The organism is Streptomyces sp. B3I8, from assembly GCF_030816915.1.
Lineage (GTDB): Bacteria > Actinomycetota > Actinomycetes > Streptomycetales > Streptomycetaceae > Streptomyces.
Genome location: NZ_JAUSYN010000002.1, coordinates 2,931,843 through 2,946,017, shown reverse-complemented (window position 1 = coordinate 2,946,017; position 14,175 = coordinate 2,931,843). Strand labels below are relative to the sequence as shown.

The 14,175-nt window shown below is 73.4% G+C and carries 11 protein-coding genes; 7 read left to right on the top strand and 4 right to left on the bottom strand.

Translation table 11 applies throughout. The features are described 5' to 3' along the window. Nucleotides 1–13 precede the first annotated feature (13 nt). The gene (locus QFZ64_RS15050) at nucleotides 14–301 is read left to right on the top strand and encodes a hypothetical protein (RefSeq protein ID WP_307065958.1); all 288 of its coding nucleotides are present in this window, start codon (nucleotides 14–16) and stop codon (nucleotides 299–301) included. A 389-nt stretch (nucleotides 302–690) separates the two neighbouring features. Here QFZ64_RS15050 and QFZ64_RS15045 read toward each other — a convergent pair whose 3' ends face one another. After that, nucleotides 691–4,068, bottom strand: a complete 3,378-nt coding sequence (locus QFZ64_RS15045; RefSeq protein WP_307065956.1) for a S41 family peptidase — start codon at nucleotides 4,066–4,068, stop codon at nucleotides 691–693. 147 nt (nucleotides 4,069–4,215) lie between these two features. On the opposite strand from QFZ64_RS15045, the gene QFZ64_RS15040 reads away from it, so the two are divergent. Together QFZ64_RS15040 and QFZ64_RS15035 are read left to right on the top strand one after the other, a co-directional pair. After that, entirely contained in the window at nucleotides 4,216–4,809 is a 594-nt protein-coding gene (locus tag QFZ64_RS15040; protein ID WP_307065954.1) for a TetR/AcrR family transcriptional regulator, read from the top strand. 179 nt (nucleotides 4,810–4,988) lie between these two features. Further along, complete coding sequence (locus QFZ64_RS15035) at nucleotides 4,989–7,229, top strand: MMPL family transporter (protein WP_307065952.1); 2,241 nt, start codon at nucleotides 4,989–4,991, stop codon at nucleotides 7,227–7,229. Nucleotides 7,230–7,345: 116 nt separating this feature from the next. On the opposite strand, the gene QFZ64_RS15030 is transcribed toward QFZ64_RS15035, so the two are convergent. Next, nucleotides 7,346–7,693 carry an SsgA family sporulation/cell division regulator gene (locus tag QFZ64_RS15030; protein WP_307065950.1) on the bottom strand — a complete coding sequence of 116 codons (348 nt, stop codon included), beginning with the start codon at nucleotides 7,691–7,693 and terminating at the stop codon, nucleotides 7,346–7,348. 403 nt (nucleotides 7,694–8,096) lie between these two features. On the opposite strand from QFZ64_RS15030, the gene QFZ64_RS15025 reads away from it, so the two are divergent. The 4 genes from QFZ64_RS15025 (at nucleotide 8,097) to QFZ64_RS15010 (ending at nucleotide 11,072) form a co-directional block, all read left to right on the top strand. Further along, nucleotides 8,097–9,179 carry an energy-coupling factor ABC transporter permease gene (locus tag QFZ64_RS15025; protein ID WP_307065948.1) on the top strand — a complete coding sequence of 361 codons (1,083 nt, stop codon included), beginning with the start codon at nucleotides 8,097–8,099 and terminating at the stop codon, nucleotides 9,177–9,179. A 1-nt stretch (nucleotide 9,180) separates the two neighbouring features. After that, nucleotides 9,181–9,942: a cobalt ECF transporter T component CbiQ gene (gene cbiQ, locus QFZ64_RS15020; protein ID WP_307065946.1), complete on the top strand. Its 762-nt coding sequence runs from the start codon at nucleotides 9,181–9,183 to the stop codon at nucleotides 9,940–9,942. Next, complete coding sequence (locus QFZ64_RS15015; protein WP_307065945.1) at nucleotides 9,930–10,712, top strand: energy-coupling factor ABC transporter ATP-binding protein; 783 nt, start codon at nucleotides 9,930–9,932, stop codon at nucleotides 10,710–10,712. Before cbiQ ends, QFZ64_RS15015 begins: the two co-directional genes overlap by 13 nt. A gap of 84 nt (nucleotides 10,713–10,796) precedes the next feature. Continuing rightward, nucleotides 10,797–11,072, top strand: a complete 276-nt coding sequence (locus tag QFZ64_RS15010; protein WP_307065943.1) for a DUF1876 domain-containing protein — start codon at nucleotides 10,797–10,799, stop codon at nucleotides 11,070–11,072. Nucleotides 11,073–11,185: 113 nt separating this feature from the next. On the opposite strand, the gene QFZ64_RS15005 is transcribed toward QFZ64_RS15010, so the two are convergent. After that, a complete protein-coding gene (locus tag QFZ64_RS15005) occupies nucleotides 11,186–12,373 on the bottom strand; it encodes a serine hydrolase domain-containing protein (protein ID WP_307065942.1) in 1,188 nt (395 codons plus the stop codon). A gap of 93 nt (nucleotides 12,374–12,466) precedes the next feature. Further along, nucleotides 12,467–14,155 carry a penicillin-binding transpeptidase domain-containing protein gene (locus QFZ64_RS15000; protein ID WP_307065940.1) on the bottom strand — a complete coding sequence of 563 codons (1,689 nt, stop codon included), beginning with the start codon at nucleotides 14,153–14,155 and terminating at the stop codon, nucleotides 12,467–12,469. Nucleotides 14,156–14,175: the final 20 nt, after the last annotated feature.

Here is a 14,175-nt window from a genome sequence, read left to right as displayed (position 1 = left end):
AACACACATGGGCATGAAGGACCAGTTCCAGGAGAAGTCCGAGCAGCTTCGTGAGCGTGCGCAGGAGCGTATGAGCCAGAGCGGCCAGAGCGGCCGGTCCGGTCAGGCCGGCCGGAGCGGCCAGGGCCGGCCCGAGCGTGAGGGCCGGCCCGGCGAGCGTGCCGGTCAGGCCGGTCAGGCCGGTCAGCGGGCGCAGGAGCGGCAGCGGGCCGGCGGGTCTCCGCAGGAGCGAGGGCGTCGGGAGATGGACGAGATGGAGCAGGAGGGGCGGGACCGGTTCGACGCGGACTACGACGTGTAGCTGACGTGTAGTTCCGTCACCTGGTCCCACCAGGGCTTCACCCGGCTTCACCCTGTTTCACCCGGCTTCACCCACGAGGGGTGGGGTGTTCGGTGGCCTCGCGGTTGCCGGGTACCCCACCTTTTCGTTTGCCGCCCCGCCGCCCCGCCGCCCCGCCGCCCCGCCGCCCCGCCGCCCCGCCGCCCCGCCGCCCCGCCGCCCCCGCCGCCCCGCCGCCCCGCCGCCCCGCCGCCCCGCCGCCCTCACCCGTTCCCATTCCTGCCAAGGCCCTCCGCCCCTCGGACCCCGGAGGCTCGGGGGCGGGGTGTACGGGGTGTGGAGAGGCGCGGGTGCGTCGTGGTCGGTCGCGCAGTTCCCCGCGCCCCCGACAGGGCGCGCTCCTCGGGCGCTCAGTCTCGTGCGCGCGGCGGGAGGTCGGGGCGGGTGCGGGTGGGGATGTCGGTGTGCGGGGGTGGGGTGGACGGGGGGTGGTCGGCGAGGAGGTCGAGTGCCAGGGTGACCGCGTCGTCGAGCTGGGCGTGGCGGCCCTCCGCCCAGTCCAGTGGTGTGCGCAGGGCCTCCAGGTCCGGCTCCACGCCCCGGTTCTCGACCGACCACCCGTACGCGGCGAACCACGCCGCGTTCATCGGCACCGTGATCACCGTGCCGTCGCCCAGGCGGTGCCGGCCCGTCATGCCGACCACACCGCCCCAGGTCCGCTGCCCCACCACCGGTCCCAGACCCAGCAGTCTGAACGCCGCCGTGATCATGTCGCCGTCGGACGCGGTGGCCTCGTCGGCGAGGGCGACGACCGGGCCGCGCGGGGCGTCGGAGGCGTACGAGACCGGCTGGGCGTCGCGGGTGACGTCCCAGCCCAGGATGCGGCGGGTCAGCTTCTCGACCACCAGCTCGCTGATGTGTCCGCCCGCGTTACCGCGTACGTCGACGATGAGCGCGGGGCGCGCCACCTCCCCGCGCAGATCTCGGTTGAACTGGGCCCAGCCGGAGCCGCCCATGTCGGGGATGTGGAGGTAGCCGCACCTGCCGCCGCTCAGCTCGCGCACGACCTCGCGACGCTTGGCCACCCAGTGCTGGTAGCGCAGCGGCCGGTCGTCGACGAGCGGGACGACGGCGACCCGGCGGGCGGCGGTGCCGGTGCCGGTGTTCACGGCGGGGGCGAAGGTGAGTTCCACCGTCGTGCCGCCCGCGCCGGCCAGCAGCGGGTACGGGCCGGTCAGCGGGTCGACCGGGCGGCCGTCGACGTGGGTGAGGACCGCGCCCTCGCGGATGCCGGTGCCGGCCAGCGGGGAGCGGGCGCGGGAGTCGGAGGAGTCGCCGGGCAGGATGCGCCGGACCACCCAGTGCCCGTCCCGGCACACCAGGTCCGCGCCGAGCAGCCCCTGCGGGCGCTGGTAGTGCGCCGGGCCCTCGTCGCGGCGGGCGGCGGTGACGTACGCGTGCGAGGTGCCGAGTTCGCCGAGGACCTCGCGCAGCAGGTCGGCGAACTCGTCGGGGGAGGCGACGCGTTCGACCAGCGGCCGGTACTGGTCGAGGATCGCGTCCCAGTCGATCCCGCACATACCGGGGTCCCAGAAGTGGGCGCGGATGATCCGGCCCGCCTCGTCGAAGGACTGCCGCCACTCCGCCGCCGGGTCCACCTGGTGCAGGATGCGCCGCAGGTCGATCCAGACGGTGCTGTCGCCGTCGCCGGCCTCGGTGGCGGGCACCGCGCGCAGGTCGCCCTCGTCCATGACGACCAGCCGGGTGCCGTCGCCGCTCACCGCGAACCGGTCGAGGTCGCCCACGAGTTCGGACTTCTTCGCCCGGCCGACGTCGAAGTGTTCGAGGGTGGGCCGGCCGGAGAGGTCGTCGGGGTTGGCGAAGGTCTCGCCGAGCGCGCCGGAGATCGGCCAGCGCAGCCAGATCAGCCCGCCGCCGGCGACGGGGTGCAGCGCCGAGTACTTGGACGCGGTGACCGGGAACGGCGTCACGCGGCTGGCCAGGCCCTCCACCTCGACGGTGACCGTGCCGTCCCCGGCCCCGTCCTCGGTCTCGGCGCGGTCCAGGCCCCCGGCGGCCGGGCGGCCCTCCGGGTCGAGGGCGAAGGGGGAGGGGGTGGCCGAGGAGAGGGTGACGAGGTAGGGGCGGCAGCCGAGCGGGAAGGACAGGTCGCCGGTGTGCACGTCGTAGACGGGGTCGAAGCCGCGCCAGGAGAGGAAGGCGAGGTAGCGGCCGTCGCGGGTGAAGACGGGGTTCTCGTCCTCGAACCGTCCGTCGGTGACGTCGACGACCGGCCCGGCTGCGGGCTCGGGCCCGGCGATGCGGGCCATGCGGATCTGCCGCAGGGAGCGGCCGATGCCGGGATGGGACCAGGTCAGCCAGGCCCCGTCCGGGGAGAAGGCGAGGTCGCGCACGGGCCCGTTGTCGGACCGGATCAGCTCGGTGACCTCGCAGTCGGCGGACGGGCCCGGCTCCTGTTCCTGTTCCTGCTCCCGAGGTTCCTCCGTCTCCGTCTCCGTGTCCGTGTCCCCGACCCGGACGAGGAGCAGTCGGCCGTCGTGGGAGGCGAGGGCGAGGCGTTCGCCGGCCGGGTCGGCGACCATCTCCAGCACCCGCCCCAGCTGTCCGGCGGCGAGCCGGCGCGGGGCGCGGGCGCCGCTCGCGCGCGGCAGGTGGGCGATCTCGACGGCGTCCTCGCCCTCGGCGTCGGTGACGTACGCGACCTGGCCGCCGGCGCCGAGCATCTCCGGCAGCCGGACCCGTACGCCCGGGGTGTCGGTGAGGGTGCGGGCGGGGCCGTCGCGGTGGGTGAGCCAGTGCAGGCTCCCGCGTACGACGACCGCGCTCGCCCGGCCGGTCTCGTCCACGCAGACGCCGTCCACGTGCCGGGCGGCGGGGACCTGGTACGTACGGCGGCCGGCCCGCGGCCCGCACAGGTGGACGTCGAGCCGGCGGGGTGCGGCGCCGGGGGACAGGTCGTCGACGAGCCACAGCTCGCCCGCGCACTGGTACACGATCCGGCCGCCGTCGCCGGCCGCGTGGCGGGCGTAGAACTCGTCGTGGTCGGTGTGCCGGCGCAGGTCGGAGCCGTCGTGGGCGCAGGAGTAGAGGTTGCCGACGCCCTCGTGGTCGGAGAGGAAGGCGATGCGGCCGCCGACGAACATCGGGGTGTCGAGGTGGCCGTCGAGGTCGGCGAGGAGGCGTCGGCCGTGCAGCCAGAGCCTGCCGGTGGCGCCGCCCCGGTAGCGCTTCCAGGAGGCGGGTTCGTGCGGCGGGGTGCCGGTGAGCAGGAGGGTGCGGCGCTCACCGTCGAGGTCGGCGACCTGGATGTCGGTGACGGGGCCCCATGGGAGCTTGCGGCCGGGACTGCCGTCGCCGGCGACCTTGTAGGCCCAGGTGAGGTGCGAGAAGGGCTCGCCGTGGGAGGTGACGGCGAGGACGGCGCTGTGGCCGTCGGTGTCGGGGGGAGTCCAGCCGCGCACCCGGGTGTCGGCGCTGCCCCAGTAGGTGAGCCGCCGGGCGGGGCCGCCGGTGACCGGGACGAGGTGGATCTCGGGGTCGAGGCTGTGCCAGGTGGTGTACGCGATGTGCCGGCCGTCGGGGGAGAAGCGGGGGTGGCCGGTCCTGGTGCGGTCGACGGTGAGGCGGCGGGGGTGGGCGGAGCCGTCGAGCGGGGCGAGCCAGAGGTCGTCCTCCGCGACGAAGCAGAGGAGGCCGCCGTGGAGGTGCGGGAACCGGAGGTAGCCGCGAGCGGTCGCGGCCGGCGTCGTGTGCCTCATCGTCTCCATGGTTGGCCCGACCTCCGGCCCGGGCAACTCGGTGAGGAAACCCAGGGAACGCACCCACCCACGCACCCACCCACGCACCCACCCACGTGACCCAACCCACGTACGAAACGGTTTCGTTTCGCTGGCTGTCACGGTACAGTCGATGACATGACCGAGGCCGCTACGACGTCGCGCCGCAGCCGCATCACCCCCGCCCGCGAGGCCGAGCTCTACACCGCCGTCCTCGACCTCCTCCGTGAGGTCGGCTACGACGCCCTCACCATGGACGCCGTCGCCACCCGCACCCACTCCAGCAAGGCCACCCTCTACCGCCAGTGGGGCGGCAAGGCCCAGCTCGTCGCCAAGGCGCTGCGGCACAGCAAGCCCGGCGGCACCGCCGACAACGACACCGGTTCGCTCCGCGGGGACCTGCACGCCCTCGTCGTACGCGAGGACGACTGCACCATGGAGCGGAACAACGCGCTGATGCGCGGCGTCGCCATGGCCGTGCACACCAACCCGGACCTGCACCACGCGCTGCGTGAGGTCGTCGTCGAACCGGAACTCGCCGGGTTCCGGCGGATCCTGGACCGCGCGATCGACCGCGGCGAGGTCCGCCCGGACAACCCGGCGCTGCCGTACATGGTCCACATGATGCTCGGCGCCTTCTTCACCCGGGCGCTGATCGAGGACCTGCCACCGACGCAGGAGTTCCTCCGCTCGTACATCGACGCGGTCGTCCTGCCGGCCCTGACAGTCTGACCCGCGCCGCCCGCCCCACCCCGCTCACCCCCCTCCCCACACCCCTCCCCATCACCTGTTCCTGACGCACGACCGCTCTCGTCGTCGGGCCGGTCGGCCCTGCCCCGGTGCTCCCCAGCACCGGTCGCCGGACCGATCACCCTGCCAGCACCCTCACGACCTGACCGGAGTACGTCTTCGTGGCCACATTCCTGTACCGACTGGGCCGACTCGCCTTCCGGCGACGGCACTTCGTCGCCCTGATCTGGGTGGCGCTGCTCACCCTCGCCGGGGTCGGCGCCGCGACCGCGCCCACGGCCGGCGACAGTTCCTTCTCCATACCTGGCACGGAGGCGCAGAAGGCCTTCGACCTGCTGGAGCAGCGCTTCCCCGGCACCAGCGCCGACGGGGCGACCGCCCGCGTCGTCTTCAAGGCCCCCGCCGGCGAGAAGATCACGGACGCCGACGCGAAGGCGGCGGTGCACAAGACCGTCGACGCCCTCGCCGACGGCTCCGAGGTCGCCGCCGTCTCCGACCCCTACGTCACCAAGACGTTCAGCAAGAACGGCGCCATCGCCTACAGCTCGGTGTCGTACAAGGCCGGCCCCGGTGAGCTGACCGACGCCTCCAAGGACGGCCTGGAGAAGGCCGCGCAGGACGCGCGGGACGCCGGGCTGACCGTCGACGTCGGCGGTGACGCGCTCGCCGCCGAGCCCGCGGGCGGCGCCACGGAGGCCATCGGTATCGTGATCGCCGCGGTGGTCCTCGTCCTCACCTTCGGCTCGCTGCTCGCGGCCGGACTGCCGCTGCTCACCGCGATCGTCGGCGTCGGCATCGGGGTCGGCACCATCACCGCCCTGGCGAGCGCGCTGGACCTGGGCACCACCACCTCCACCCTGGCCGCGATGCTCGGCCTCGCCGTCGGCATCGACTACGCGCTGTTCATCGTCTCCCGCTACCGGTCCGAGCTGGCCGAGGGCCGCAGCCGCGAGGAGGCGGCGGGCCGGGCGACCGGCACCGCGGGCTCCGCGGTGGTCTTCGCCGGACTGACCGTCGTCATCGCGCTGGCCGGACTCGCCGTCGTCCAGGTGCCGATGCTGACCAAGATGGGCGTCGCCGCGGCCGGCACGGTCGCCGTCGCCGTCCTCATCGCGCTCACCATGATCCCGGCGATGCTCGGCTACGCGGGCCGGCGGATCAAGCCGGCCGGTGAGAAGGCCCGCTTCCTCGGCGGCCGGCGGCCGAAGAAGACCGACGCGTCCGGTGAGCCGAAGCCGAACATGGGCACCCGCTGGGCCCGCTTCGTGCTGCGCCGCCCGGTGGCGGTGCTGATCGTCGGAGTGCTCGGCCTCGGTGCCGTCGCCGCCCCGGTCGCCTCGCTGGAGCTCGGCCTGCCCGACGACGGCTCGCAGCCCACCTCCACCACCCAGCGCCGCGCCTACGACCTGCTCTCCGAGGGCTTCGGCCCCGGCTTCAACGGCCCGCTGATGATCGTCGTCGACGGGAAGTCGAGCAAGGACCCGAAGGCGGCGGCGACGGACGTGGCCGAGGGCATCAAGAAGCTGGACGACGTGGTCTCGGTGACCCCGGCGGCCTTCAACAAGGCCGGCGACACCGCGACGATCACGGTGATCCCCGACTCCAAGCCGTCCTCCGTCCGGACCGAGGACCTGGTCCACACCATCCGCGCGGGCGACGGCCCGGTGAAGTCGTCCACCGACGCCGACGTCCTGGTCACCGGCACCACCGCGATGAACGTCGACTTCTCGCAGAAGCTCAACGATGCCCTGGTGCCCTACCTCGCGCTGGTCGTCGGCCTCGCGTTCCTGCTGCTGATCGCGGTGTTCCGCTCGGTCCTCGTCCCGCTGAAGGCGGCGCTCGGCTTCCTGCTCTCGGTGCTCGCCGCGCTCGGCGCGGTGGTCGCGGTCTTCCAGTGGGGCTGGCTGGCCGGTCTCATCGGGGTCGAGCAGACCGGCCCGATCATGTCGATGATGCCGATCTTCATGGTGGGTGTCGTCTTCGGCCTGGCGATGGACTACGAGGTCTTCCTGGTGACCCGGATGCGCGAGGCGTACGTCCACGGCGAGAGCCCCGGCCAGGCGGTGGTCACCGGGTTCAAGTACGGCGCCCGGGTGGTCTCGGCCGCGGCGGTCATCATGATCGCGGTCTTCTCCGGCTTCATCGGCGCCGGTGAGTCGATGGTCAAGATGATCGGCTTCGGGCTGGCGATCGCCGTCGCGTTCGACGCGTTCGTGGTCCGCATGACCCTGGTCCCGGCGGTGCTCGCCCTGCTCGGCGACAAGGCATGGTGGGTCCCGCAGTGGCTGGACCGCGCCCTGCCCAACGTCGATGTCGAGGGCGAGGGCCTGCGCGCGACGGACGCCGCTTCGGATGCCCCGGACGCCGATCCGGACGGGCGCAGGGAACTGGTCGGCGTCTGACGCCCGGTCACTGAAAGCGGGAGGGTGCCCCCCACGGCCGTGGGGGGCACCCTCCCGCTTCGTCTCCCGGAATCCCGCTGTCCGCGGTCCGGGAACTTCGCTGTCTCCCGGAACCGTCAGCCCGCCACCGGCGCCGCCGTCGCCACATACGTGCGGCGCAGGAAGCGGCTGAGGGTCTTGGCCTCCAGCTGGATCACCGAGACGCCCTGCGCGGTGTGCAGTTCCATGACCGCCTGCACCCGCCCGCAGGGCCAGATGCTGACGTCGGCCGTGGCGGCCGGGGTGCGCAGACCGCGTTCCAGCAGCTCCCGGGAGAAGGTCCACTCGTGCGGGCCCGGGAGGCCGAGGCGGACCTGACGCGGATCGGCCTCGGGGTCGTAGCGCAGCACGACGGGGACGGTGTCCTGGGCGTCCGGGGCATCCGTGACGACGTGAGCGCGTGCGTACTGTTCGACTACGGACATCGGACGACTCCTCACCCTGCGTGATTCAAGCAGAGGCTGTGAATCCGCTACCTCGCTCTCCACTGTCGCACGGTTGAGCGAGCCCGGCCCGGCGTCGGGAGGCGACTCTTCGTGTTCGTGGGGAGTCTCACAGTGTGGAGGAGTGGGGTTTGACCTGCTCCGGACGGGGTTCGGGGCATTGCCGGAGACCGGGCGGAGCGGTCGCTCCGCGTGATGACCGCGGAACGGCGGCCGGAACGGCGGCCTGGCGGCGGGGGCGGTGGGCGGTGCCGTGGCCGGGGGACGGCCGGGGAACGGCCGCGCCCCGGCCGGGGGACGGCCGGGGAAAGGCCGCGTGGTGGCCGTCCAATGGCAGCGGACGCGCTCTTGCAAAAGGTTCGCAACAAGCATCTATCATCGGACGGTGCATGTGCCTGACGGATTCATCAACGCCCCCACCTCCGCCGCCGCCGGGGTCATAGCCGCCGGCGCCGTCGCAGTCAGCCTGCGCGGCGCCCGGCGTGAGCTGGACGAGCGCACCGCGCCGCTCGCCGGGCTCGTGGCCGCCTTCATCTTCGCCGTACAGATGCTGAACTTCCCCGTCGCCGCCGGCACCAGCGGCCATCTGCTCGGAGGCGCGCTCGCCGCGATCCTCGTCGGGCCGTACACCGGGGTGCTGTGCGTGTCCGTCGTCCTGCTGATGCAGGGCATCCTGTTCGCCGACGGCGGCCTGACCGCCCTCGGCGTCAACATCAGCGACATGGCCATCACCACCACCGTCGTCGCCTACGCCGTCTTCCGCGGCCTGGTGAAGGTGCTGCCGCGCACCCGGCGCTCGGTCACCGTCGCGTCGTTCGTCGCCGCGGTGCTGTCCGTACCGGCCGCCGCCTGCGTCTTCACGCTGATCTACGCGATCGGCGGCACCACGGACGTGTCGCTCGGCAAGGTCGCCACCGCCATGATCGGCGTCCATGTGCTCATCGGCATCGGCGAGGCGGTGATCACCGCCCTCACCGTCGGCGCCGTCATCGCCGTACGGCCCGACCTCGTGTACGGGGCACGCGGGCTGCGGCAGCGGCTCAAGCTGCGGGTGGGCGGCGAACTCGTCGACGCCCCCGGCGACGCGGCCCCCGTTCCCGCCGCCGCCCGCACCGGTGGTGTCTCCCGCCGCACGGTGTGGGCCACCGGGCTGGTCGCCTCCCTCGTGCTCGCCGGGTTCGTCAGCTTCTACGCCTCGGCCAGCCCCGACGGCCTGGAGAAGGTCGCCCACGACAAGGGCATCGACGCCAAGGAGAAGCAGCACGCCTCCGCCGACTCCCCGCTCGCCGACTACGGCGTCAGGGACGTCACCGACGCCCGCCTCTCCGGCGGCCTCGCCGGGGTGATCGGCGTCGGCGTCACGATCGTCGCGGGCACCGGCGTCTTCTGGGCCGTCCGCAGGCGCCGCACCGACGACACCTCCCCGGCCTCGCCGGACACCCCGGCCCCCGCCTCCGAGGGCGTCTGACATGGGCGCCGGCCACGCGCACCGGCTCTACCGGCACGGGCACTCGCCCGTGCACGCCCTGCCGCCGCACACCAAACTCGCCGCCGCCTTCGCCTTCGTGGTCGTCGTCGTCTCGACGCCGCGCGAGGCGATGTGGGCGTTCGCGCTCTACGCCGCCCTGCTCGGATGCGTCGCGTACGCGGCCCGCGTGCCCGCCGGGTTCCTGCTGGGGCGGCTGCTGATCGAGGTGCCGTTCGTCGCCTTCGCCGTGCTGATGCCGTTCGTCGCGGAGGGCGAGCGGGTCGACGTCCTCGGGCTCTCGCTCAGCGTCAACGGACTGTGGGGCGCCTGGAACGTGCTGGCCAAGGGCACCCTCGGCGTCGCCGCCTCCGTCCTGCTCGCCTCCACCACCGAACTGCGCGAACTCCTCCTCGGGCTGCAACGGCTCAGACTGCCGCCGCTGCTCGTGCAGATCGCCTCGTTCATGATCCGCTACGGCGATGTCATCACCGACGAGATGCGCCGCATGCGCATCGCCCGCGAGTCCCGCGGCTTCGAGGCGCGCGGCGTACGGCACTGGGGGGTGCTCGCCAAGTCCGCCGGGGCGCTGTTCATCCGCTCCTACGAACGCGGCGAGCGCGTGCACCTGGCGATGGTCAGCCGGGGGTACGCCGGGTCGATGCCGGTGATCGACGAGGTGACCGCGTCCCGAACGCAGTGGTCCTACGCACTCGCCCTCCCCGTGGCCGCACTCGGGGTGTGTCTGCTGGGATGGCTCCTGTGACAGATACTTCCGCCTCCCCGGCCCCGGCCTCCCTGGAGGTCTCCGGGCTCGCGTTCGCCTACCCCGACGGACACCAGGCGCTCTTCGGCGTCGACTTCCGCGTCGAGCGCGGCGAACGGGTCGCGCTGCTCGGGCCGAACGGCGCCGGCAAGACCACGCTCGTCCTCCACCTCAACGGCATCCTCGGCGGGGGCACCGGGACGGTGACCGTCGCCGGGATGCCCGTCGGCAAGCGGCACATGGCCGAGATCCGGCGGCAGGTCGGCATCGTCTTCCAGGACCCCGACGACCAGCTCTTCATGCCGACGGTCCGCGAGGACGTCGCCTTCGGCCCGGCCGCCGCCGGGGTCAAGGGCGCCGAGCTGGAGGAACGGGTCGACCGCGCGCTCGGGCTCGTCGGCATGGCGGAGTTCAAGGACCGGCCCCCGCACCACCTCTCCTTCGGGCAGCGCCGGCGGGTGGCGGTGGCGACCGTGCTGGCGATGGAGCCGGAGATCCTCGTCCTGGACGAGCCCTCCTCCAACCTCGACCCGGCCTCGCGGCGCGAACTCGCCGACATCCTGCGGTCGCTGGACGTCACCGTGCTCATGGTCACGCACGACCTGCCGTACGCGCTGGAGCTGTGTCCGCGCGCGCTCATCCTGAGCGACGGGGTCATCGCGGCGGACGGCAGCACCGGCGAACTCCTCGGCGACGAGGCGCTGATGAAGGCCCACCGGCTGGAACTCCCGTTCGGCTTCGACCCGCGCGTGGGGGCGGCTAAGGCGTAGGAGGTGCGGCCGCCCGGGGCGCGGAGCACCCTGGAAGGAGCGGCACGGCACTGAGGATCGGCACGGCACTGGGAGGTGGCCGTCATGACGCACACCGTCGTGGGCTGGCACGTGGAGCTGGAGTTCGAGGAGGACGAGCACCGTACGCGGGCGATCGCCCTGGTGCGGCTGCCGGACGGCAGCGAGGTACGGGCCAACGGGTACGCGCACCGGCACCGGTCCGACGGCAATCAGCCGCGGGTGGGCGAGGAGATCGCGGGCGCGCGGGCGCTGAACGAACTGGCGATGCGGATGCTGACGAAGGCGCACGGGGAGATCGACGACGCGGCGGGCCGCACGTCGAGGCCGATCGCCGTGTAACGGGGGGGGGCTCTCCCCCGTCGGCCCCTCCAAGGGGCCGCGCCCCTCGGACCGCCTGGGTGCGTTCCGGGGTGCGGGTGCTTCGTGGCTGGTCGCGCCGTTCCCCGCGCCCCTCAAAGGGCGCTCGCCCGCACCGCTCGTATCAGGGCCTGCGCGCGTGGGTCCGCTGTGACGGATCCACGGAAGCCGTTCGTCACGTAGGCGAAGGCCAGGCCCGACTCGGGGTCGGCGAAGGCGAGGGCGCCGCCGCGGCCGGGATGGCCGAAGGAGGCCGGGGACAGCAGCGGGGACGCGGGGCCGTGGAGCATGTAGCCCAGGCCGAAGCGGGTGCCCACGACAAGGGTGCGGTCCGGCCCGGCGGACGCCTCGGCGCGAGCGAGCTCCATGGTCTCTGGCCGCCACAGCCGTACGCCGTCGACCTCGCCGATGAGCGCCGCGTAGAAGCGGGCCAGCGACGGGGCGGTGGCGATGCCGTTGGAGGCGGGCAGGACGGCCGCGCGGTACGCCGGGTCGTTCTCGTCGGGCATCGGCGTGATCGCGCCGAACGCACGCCGGGTCAGCGACTCCGGGTCCGCGTACGCCTCGGTCACCGCGCGCCTGGGCCGCAGGCGCGGCGTGGCACCGGAACCGGTCGGTGCCACCTTTGGGAGCGGCCCCACGCGGCCGACGCGACCGGCTTCCGCGGCCGGGAGCCCGACCCACAGGTCGAGCCCCAGCGGGGCGGCGACCTCGGCCGCCAGCCACTCGCCGAGGAGACGCCCGCCCGTGACCCGTCGCACCAGTTCGCCGGTGAGCCAGCTGTAGGTCTGCGCGTGGTAGCCGTGGTCGGTGCCCGGCTCCCAGGCGGGGGTCTGCGCCGCGACCGCCGCCGCGGCCAGGCCGGGGTCCAGCGCCTCGGCGGGGGTGAGGGGCCGGTCGAGCACCGGGACGCCGACGCGGTGCGCGAGCACGTGCCGGACCAGCGCCTGCTCCTTGCCGCGCGCCTTGAACTCCGGCCAGTAGTGACCGACCGGCGCGTCCAGGTCCAGCTCGCCGCGCTCGGCCAGCATCAGCAGGACGGCGGCGGCGACACCCTTCGTCGCGGACCGCACGATCTGCGCGGTGCCGTGCTCCCAGGGCGCGTCCCCGGCGCCCCCGTCGACGTCCCGGACGCCCGCCCAAAGGTCGACCACCTTGCGCCCGTCCCGGTACACGGCGACGGCGGCGCCCCGTTCCCCGAGCACCTCGAAGTTCCGCGCGAAGGCGTCCCTCACCGCCTCGAACCCCGCACCCACCGTGCCCCGCACGCCGTCCACGCCCACGCTCCCCTCTCACCCGTGACAGTTCACCTGTGACAGTGGGTGCAACGTACGCGTACGGCCTTGGATTCCTCGATCCGCGAGGGGGCCTCGCCCTCAGCTCCCCGCCCGCAGCAGTGCCGCCACGATCGGGCCTGCCGTGTCGCCGCCGTGGCCGCCGGCCTGGACCACGCCGGCGCCGGCCAGGTCGCCCTTCCAGGCGGTGAACCAGCCGTTGGGCTTGTCCTGGTTGTCGACCTCGGCGGAGCCCGTCTTCGCGCCGTCGTCGGGGCCCAGGCCGGCCATCGCCTCGGCGGCCGTGCCCGCGGAGGCCGTGTACTGCAGGACTTCCTTGAGCTGGGCCCGTACCGAGGCGGACATCGTGCGGTCCGCCTTCGCGAGCGTGCGGTGGTCCACCGACGGGGCGACCAGGTAGGGCTGGTGGAAGACGCCCGTCTTCGCCGTCGCCACCACCGAGGCCATGTTGAGCGGGTTCATCCGCACCCCGCCCTGCCCGATCAGCGACGCCGCCATCTGCGCCCCGCTCTGCACCGGCACCGAACCGTCCAGCGAGGGCACGCCGATCGACCAGTTGTTCCGGCCGAGGCCGTAGACCTGCTGGGCGACCCCGGTCAGGTCGCCGTTGTCCAGCTTCTTCGCCTGGCTGATGAAGGCGGTGTTGCAGGAGCGCGCGAAGCTCGCCTTGAACGTGCCGCCGTCGATCGAGAACTTGTCGTCGTTCTGGAACTTCCAGCCGCCGTAGGAGGAGTACTTGGGGCACGGGTGGGGCTTGTCGGGCGAGGCCAGGTTCTTCTCGAACAGCAGCGTCGAGGTGATGATCTTCATCGTGGAGCCGGGCGCCAGACTGCCCTGGAGGGCCACGTCGAAGCCGTGGTTCTGGTTGGCGACCGCGAGGATCTCGCCGGTGGACGCGCGCAGGAGTACCACCGACGACTTCGCCTTGCTCAGCACTTGCTGCTCGGCCTTGGCCTGGAGCACCGGGTCGAGTGTGGTGCGTACGGTGCCGGGGGTGCCCTCGGCCAGCGTCACCAGCGTCTTGTCGGGGGTCTTCTCCTTGGCCTTGCCGCCGTCCGCCGACTTGCCCCCGTCCGGCGCCTTGCGGACGATGCGCAGTTCGATGCCCGCCCTGCCGCCCGCCGTCTTGCCGTACTTCTCGCGCAGTCCGTCGAGGACCGTGCCGAGCGAAGGGTCTTTCTCGGCGGTCAGCTCGCCGCCCGCGCGGTCCACCGCCTTGATCGGCGGAGTGCCGGCCGGGCCGGTGACCAGCCGGTCGCCCTCCTCCAGGTCGGGGTGGAGCACTGAGGGCCGCCAGCCGACCACCGGCTCGCCGTCCTCCGCGCGCCGCACGACGGTCAGCTTCGAGGAGTACGCCAGCGGCTTGGCCGTGCCCTTGTACGACACCGTGGCCTTCACCCCGAACGGCACCGTCGCCCCGGACCGCTTGCCGCCGGTCAGGGTGATGTCCGTGAGGTGGGCGTCCTTGTGATAGCCCGTCAGTGCGGTTCGTGCCGCCCCGGGGTCGTCGGTCGCTGCGGCGGCCCGCCCGTCCTGGCCACCCTGCCAGGCGGTGAGGAAGGCGGTGGCCGCCTTGCGGACCTCGGCCGCGGTCAGCGGGCCCTTCTTCACCGCCTTGTGGTCGGCCGTCGCCGCCGTGCGGTCGTCCGACGCGCCGCCGTGCAGGCTGTACACGGCCAGCGTCCCGCCGACGACGGCGACGGCCGCCACGGCACCGACGGCCAACTGCCCGCGTCCTTTGCGCTCGACGGCGCGTCTTCTCTTGCCCACGGCTCCCGAAACCCTTCGCT

Coding starts and splice junctions, on each gene's coding strand:
- QFZ64_RS15050 (WP_307065958.1), top strand. CDS start 14: ATGAAGGACCAGTTCCAGGAGAAGTCCGAGCAGCTTCGTGAGCGTGCG.
- QFZ64_RS15010 (WP_307065943.1), top strand. CDS start 10,797: ATGACGCACACCGTCGTGGGCTGGCACGTGGAGCTGGAGTTCGAGGAG.
- cbiQ (WP_307065946.1), top strand. CDS start 9,181: ATGGGCGCCGGCCACGCGCACCGGCTCTACCGGCACGGGCACTCGCCC.
- QFZ64_RS15040 (WP_307065954.1), top strand. CDS start 4,216: ATGACCGAGGCCGCTACGACGTCGCGCCGCAGCCGCATCACCCCCGCC.
- QFZ64_RS15045 (WP_307065956.1), bottom strand. CDS start 4,068: ATGGAGACGATGAGGCACACGACGCCGGCCGCGACCGCTCGCGGCTAC.
- QFZ64_RS15030 (WP_307065950.1), bottom strand. CDS start 7,693: ATGTCCGTAGTCGAACAGTACGCACGCGCTCACGTCGTCACGGATGCC.
- QFZ64_RS15015 (WP_307065945.1), top strand. CDS start 9,930: ATGGCTCCTGTGACAGATACTTCCGCCTCCCCGGCCCCGGCCTCCCTG.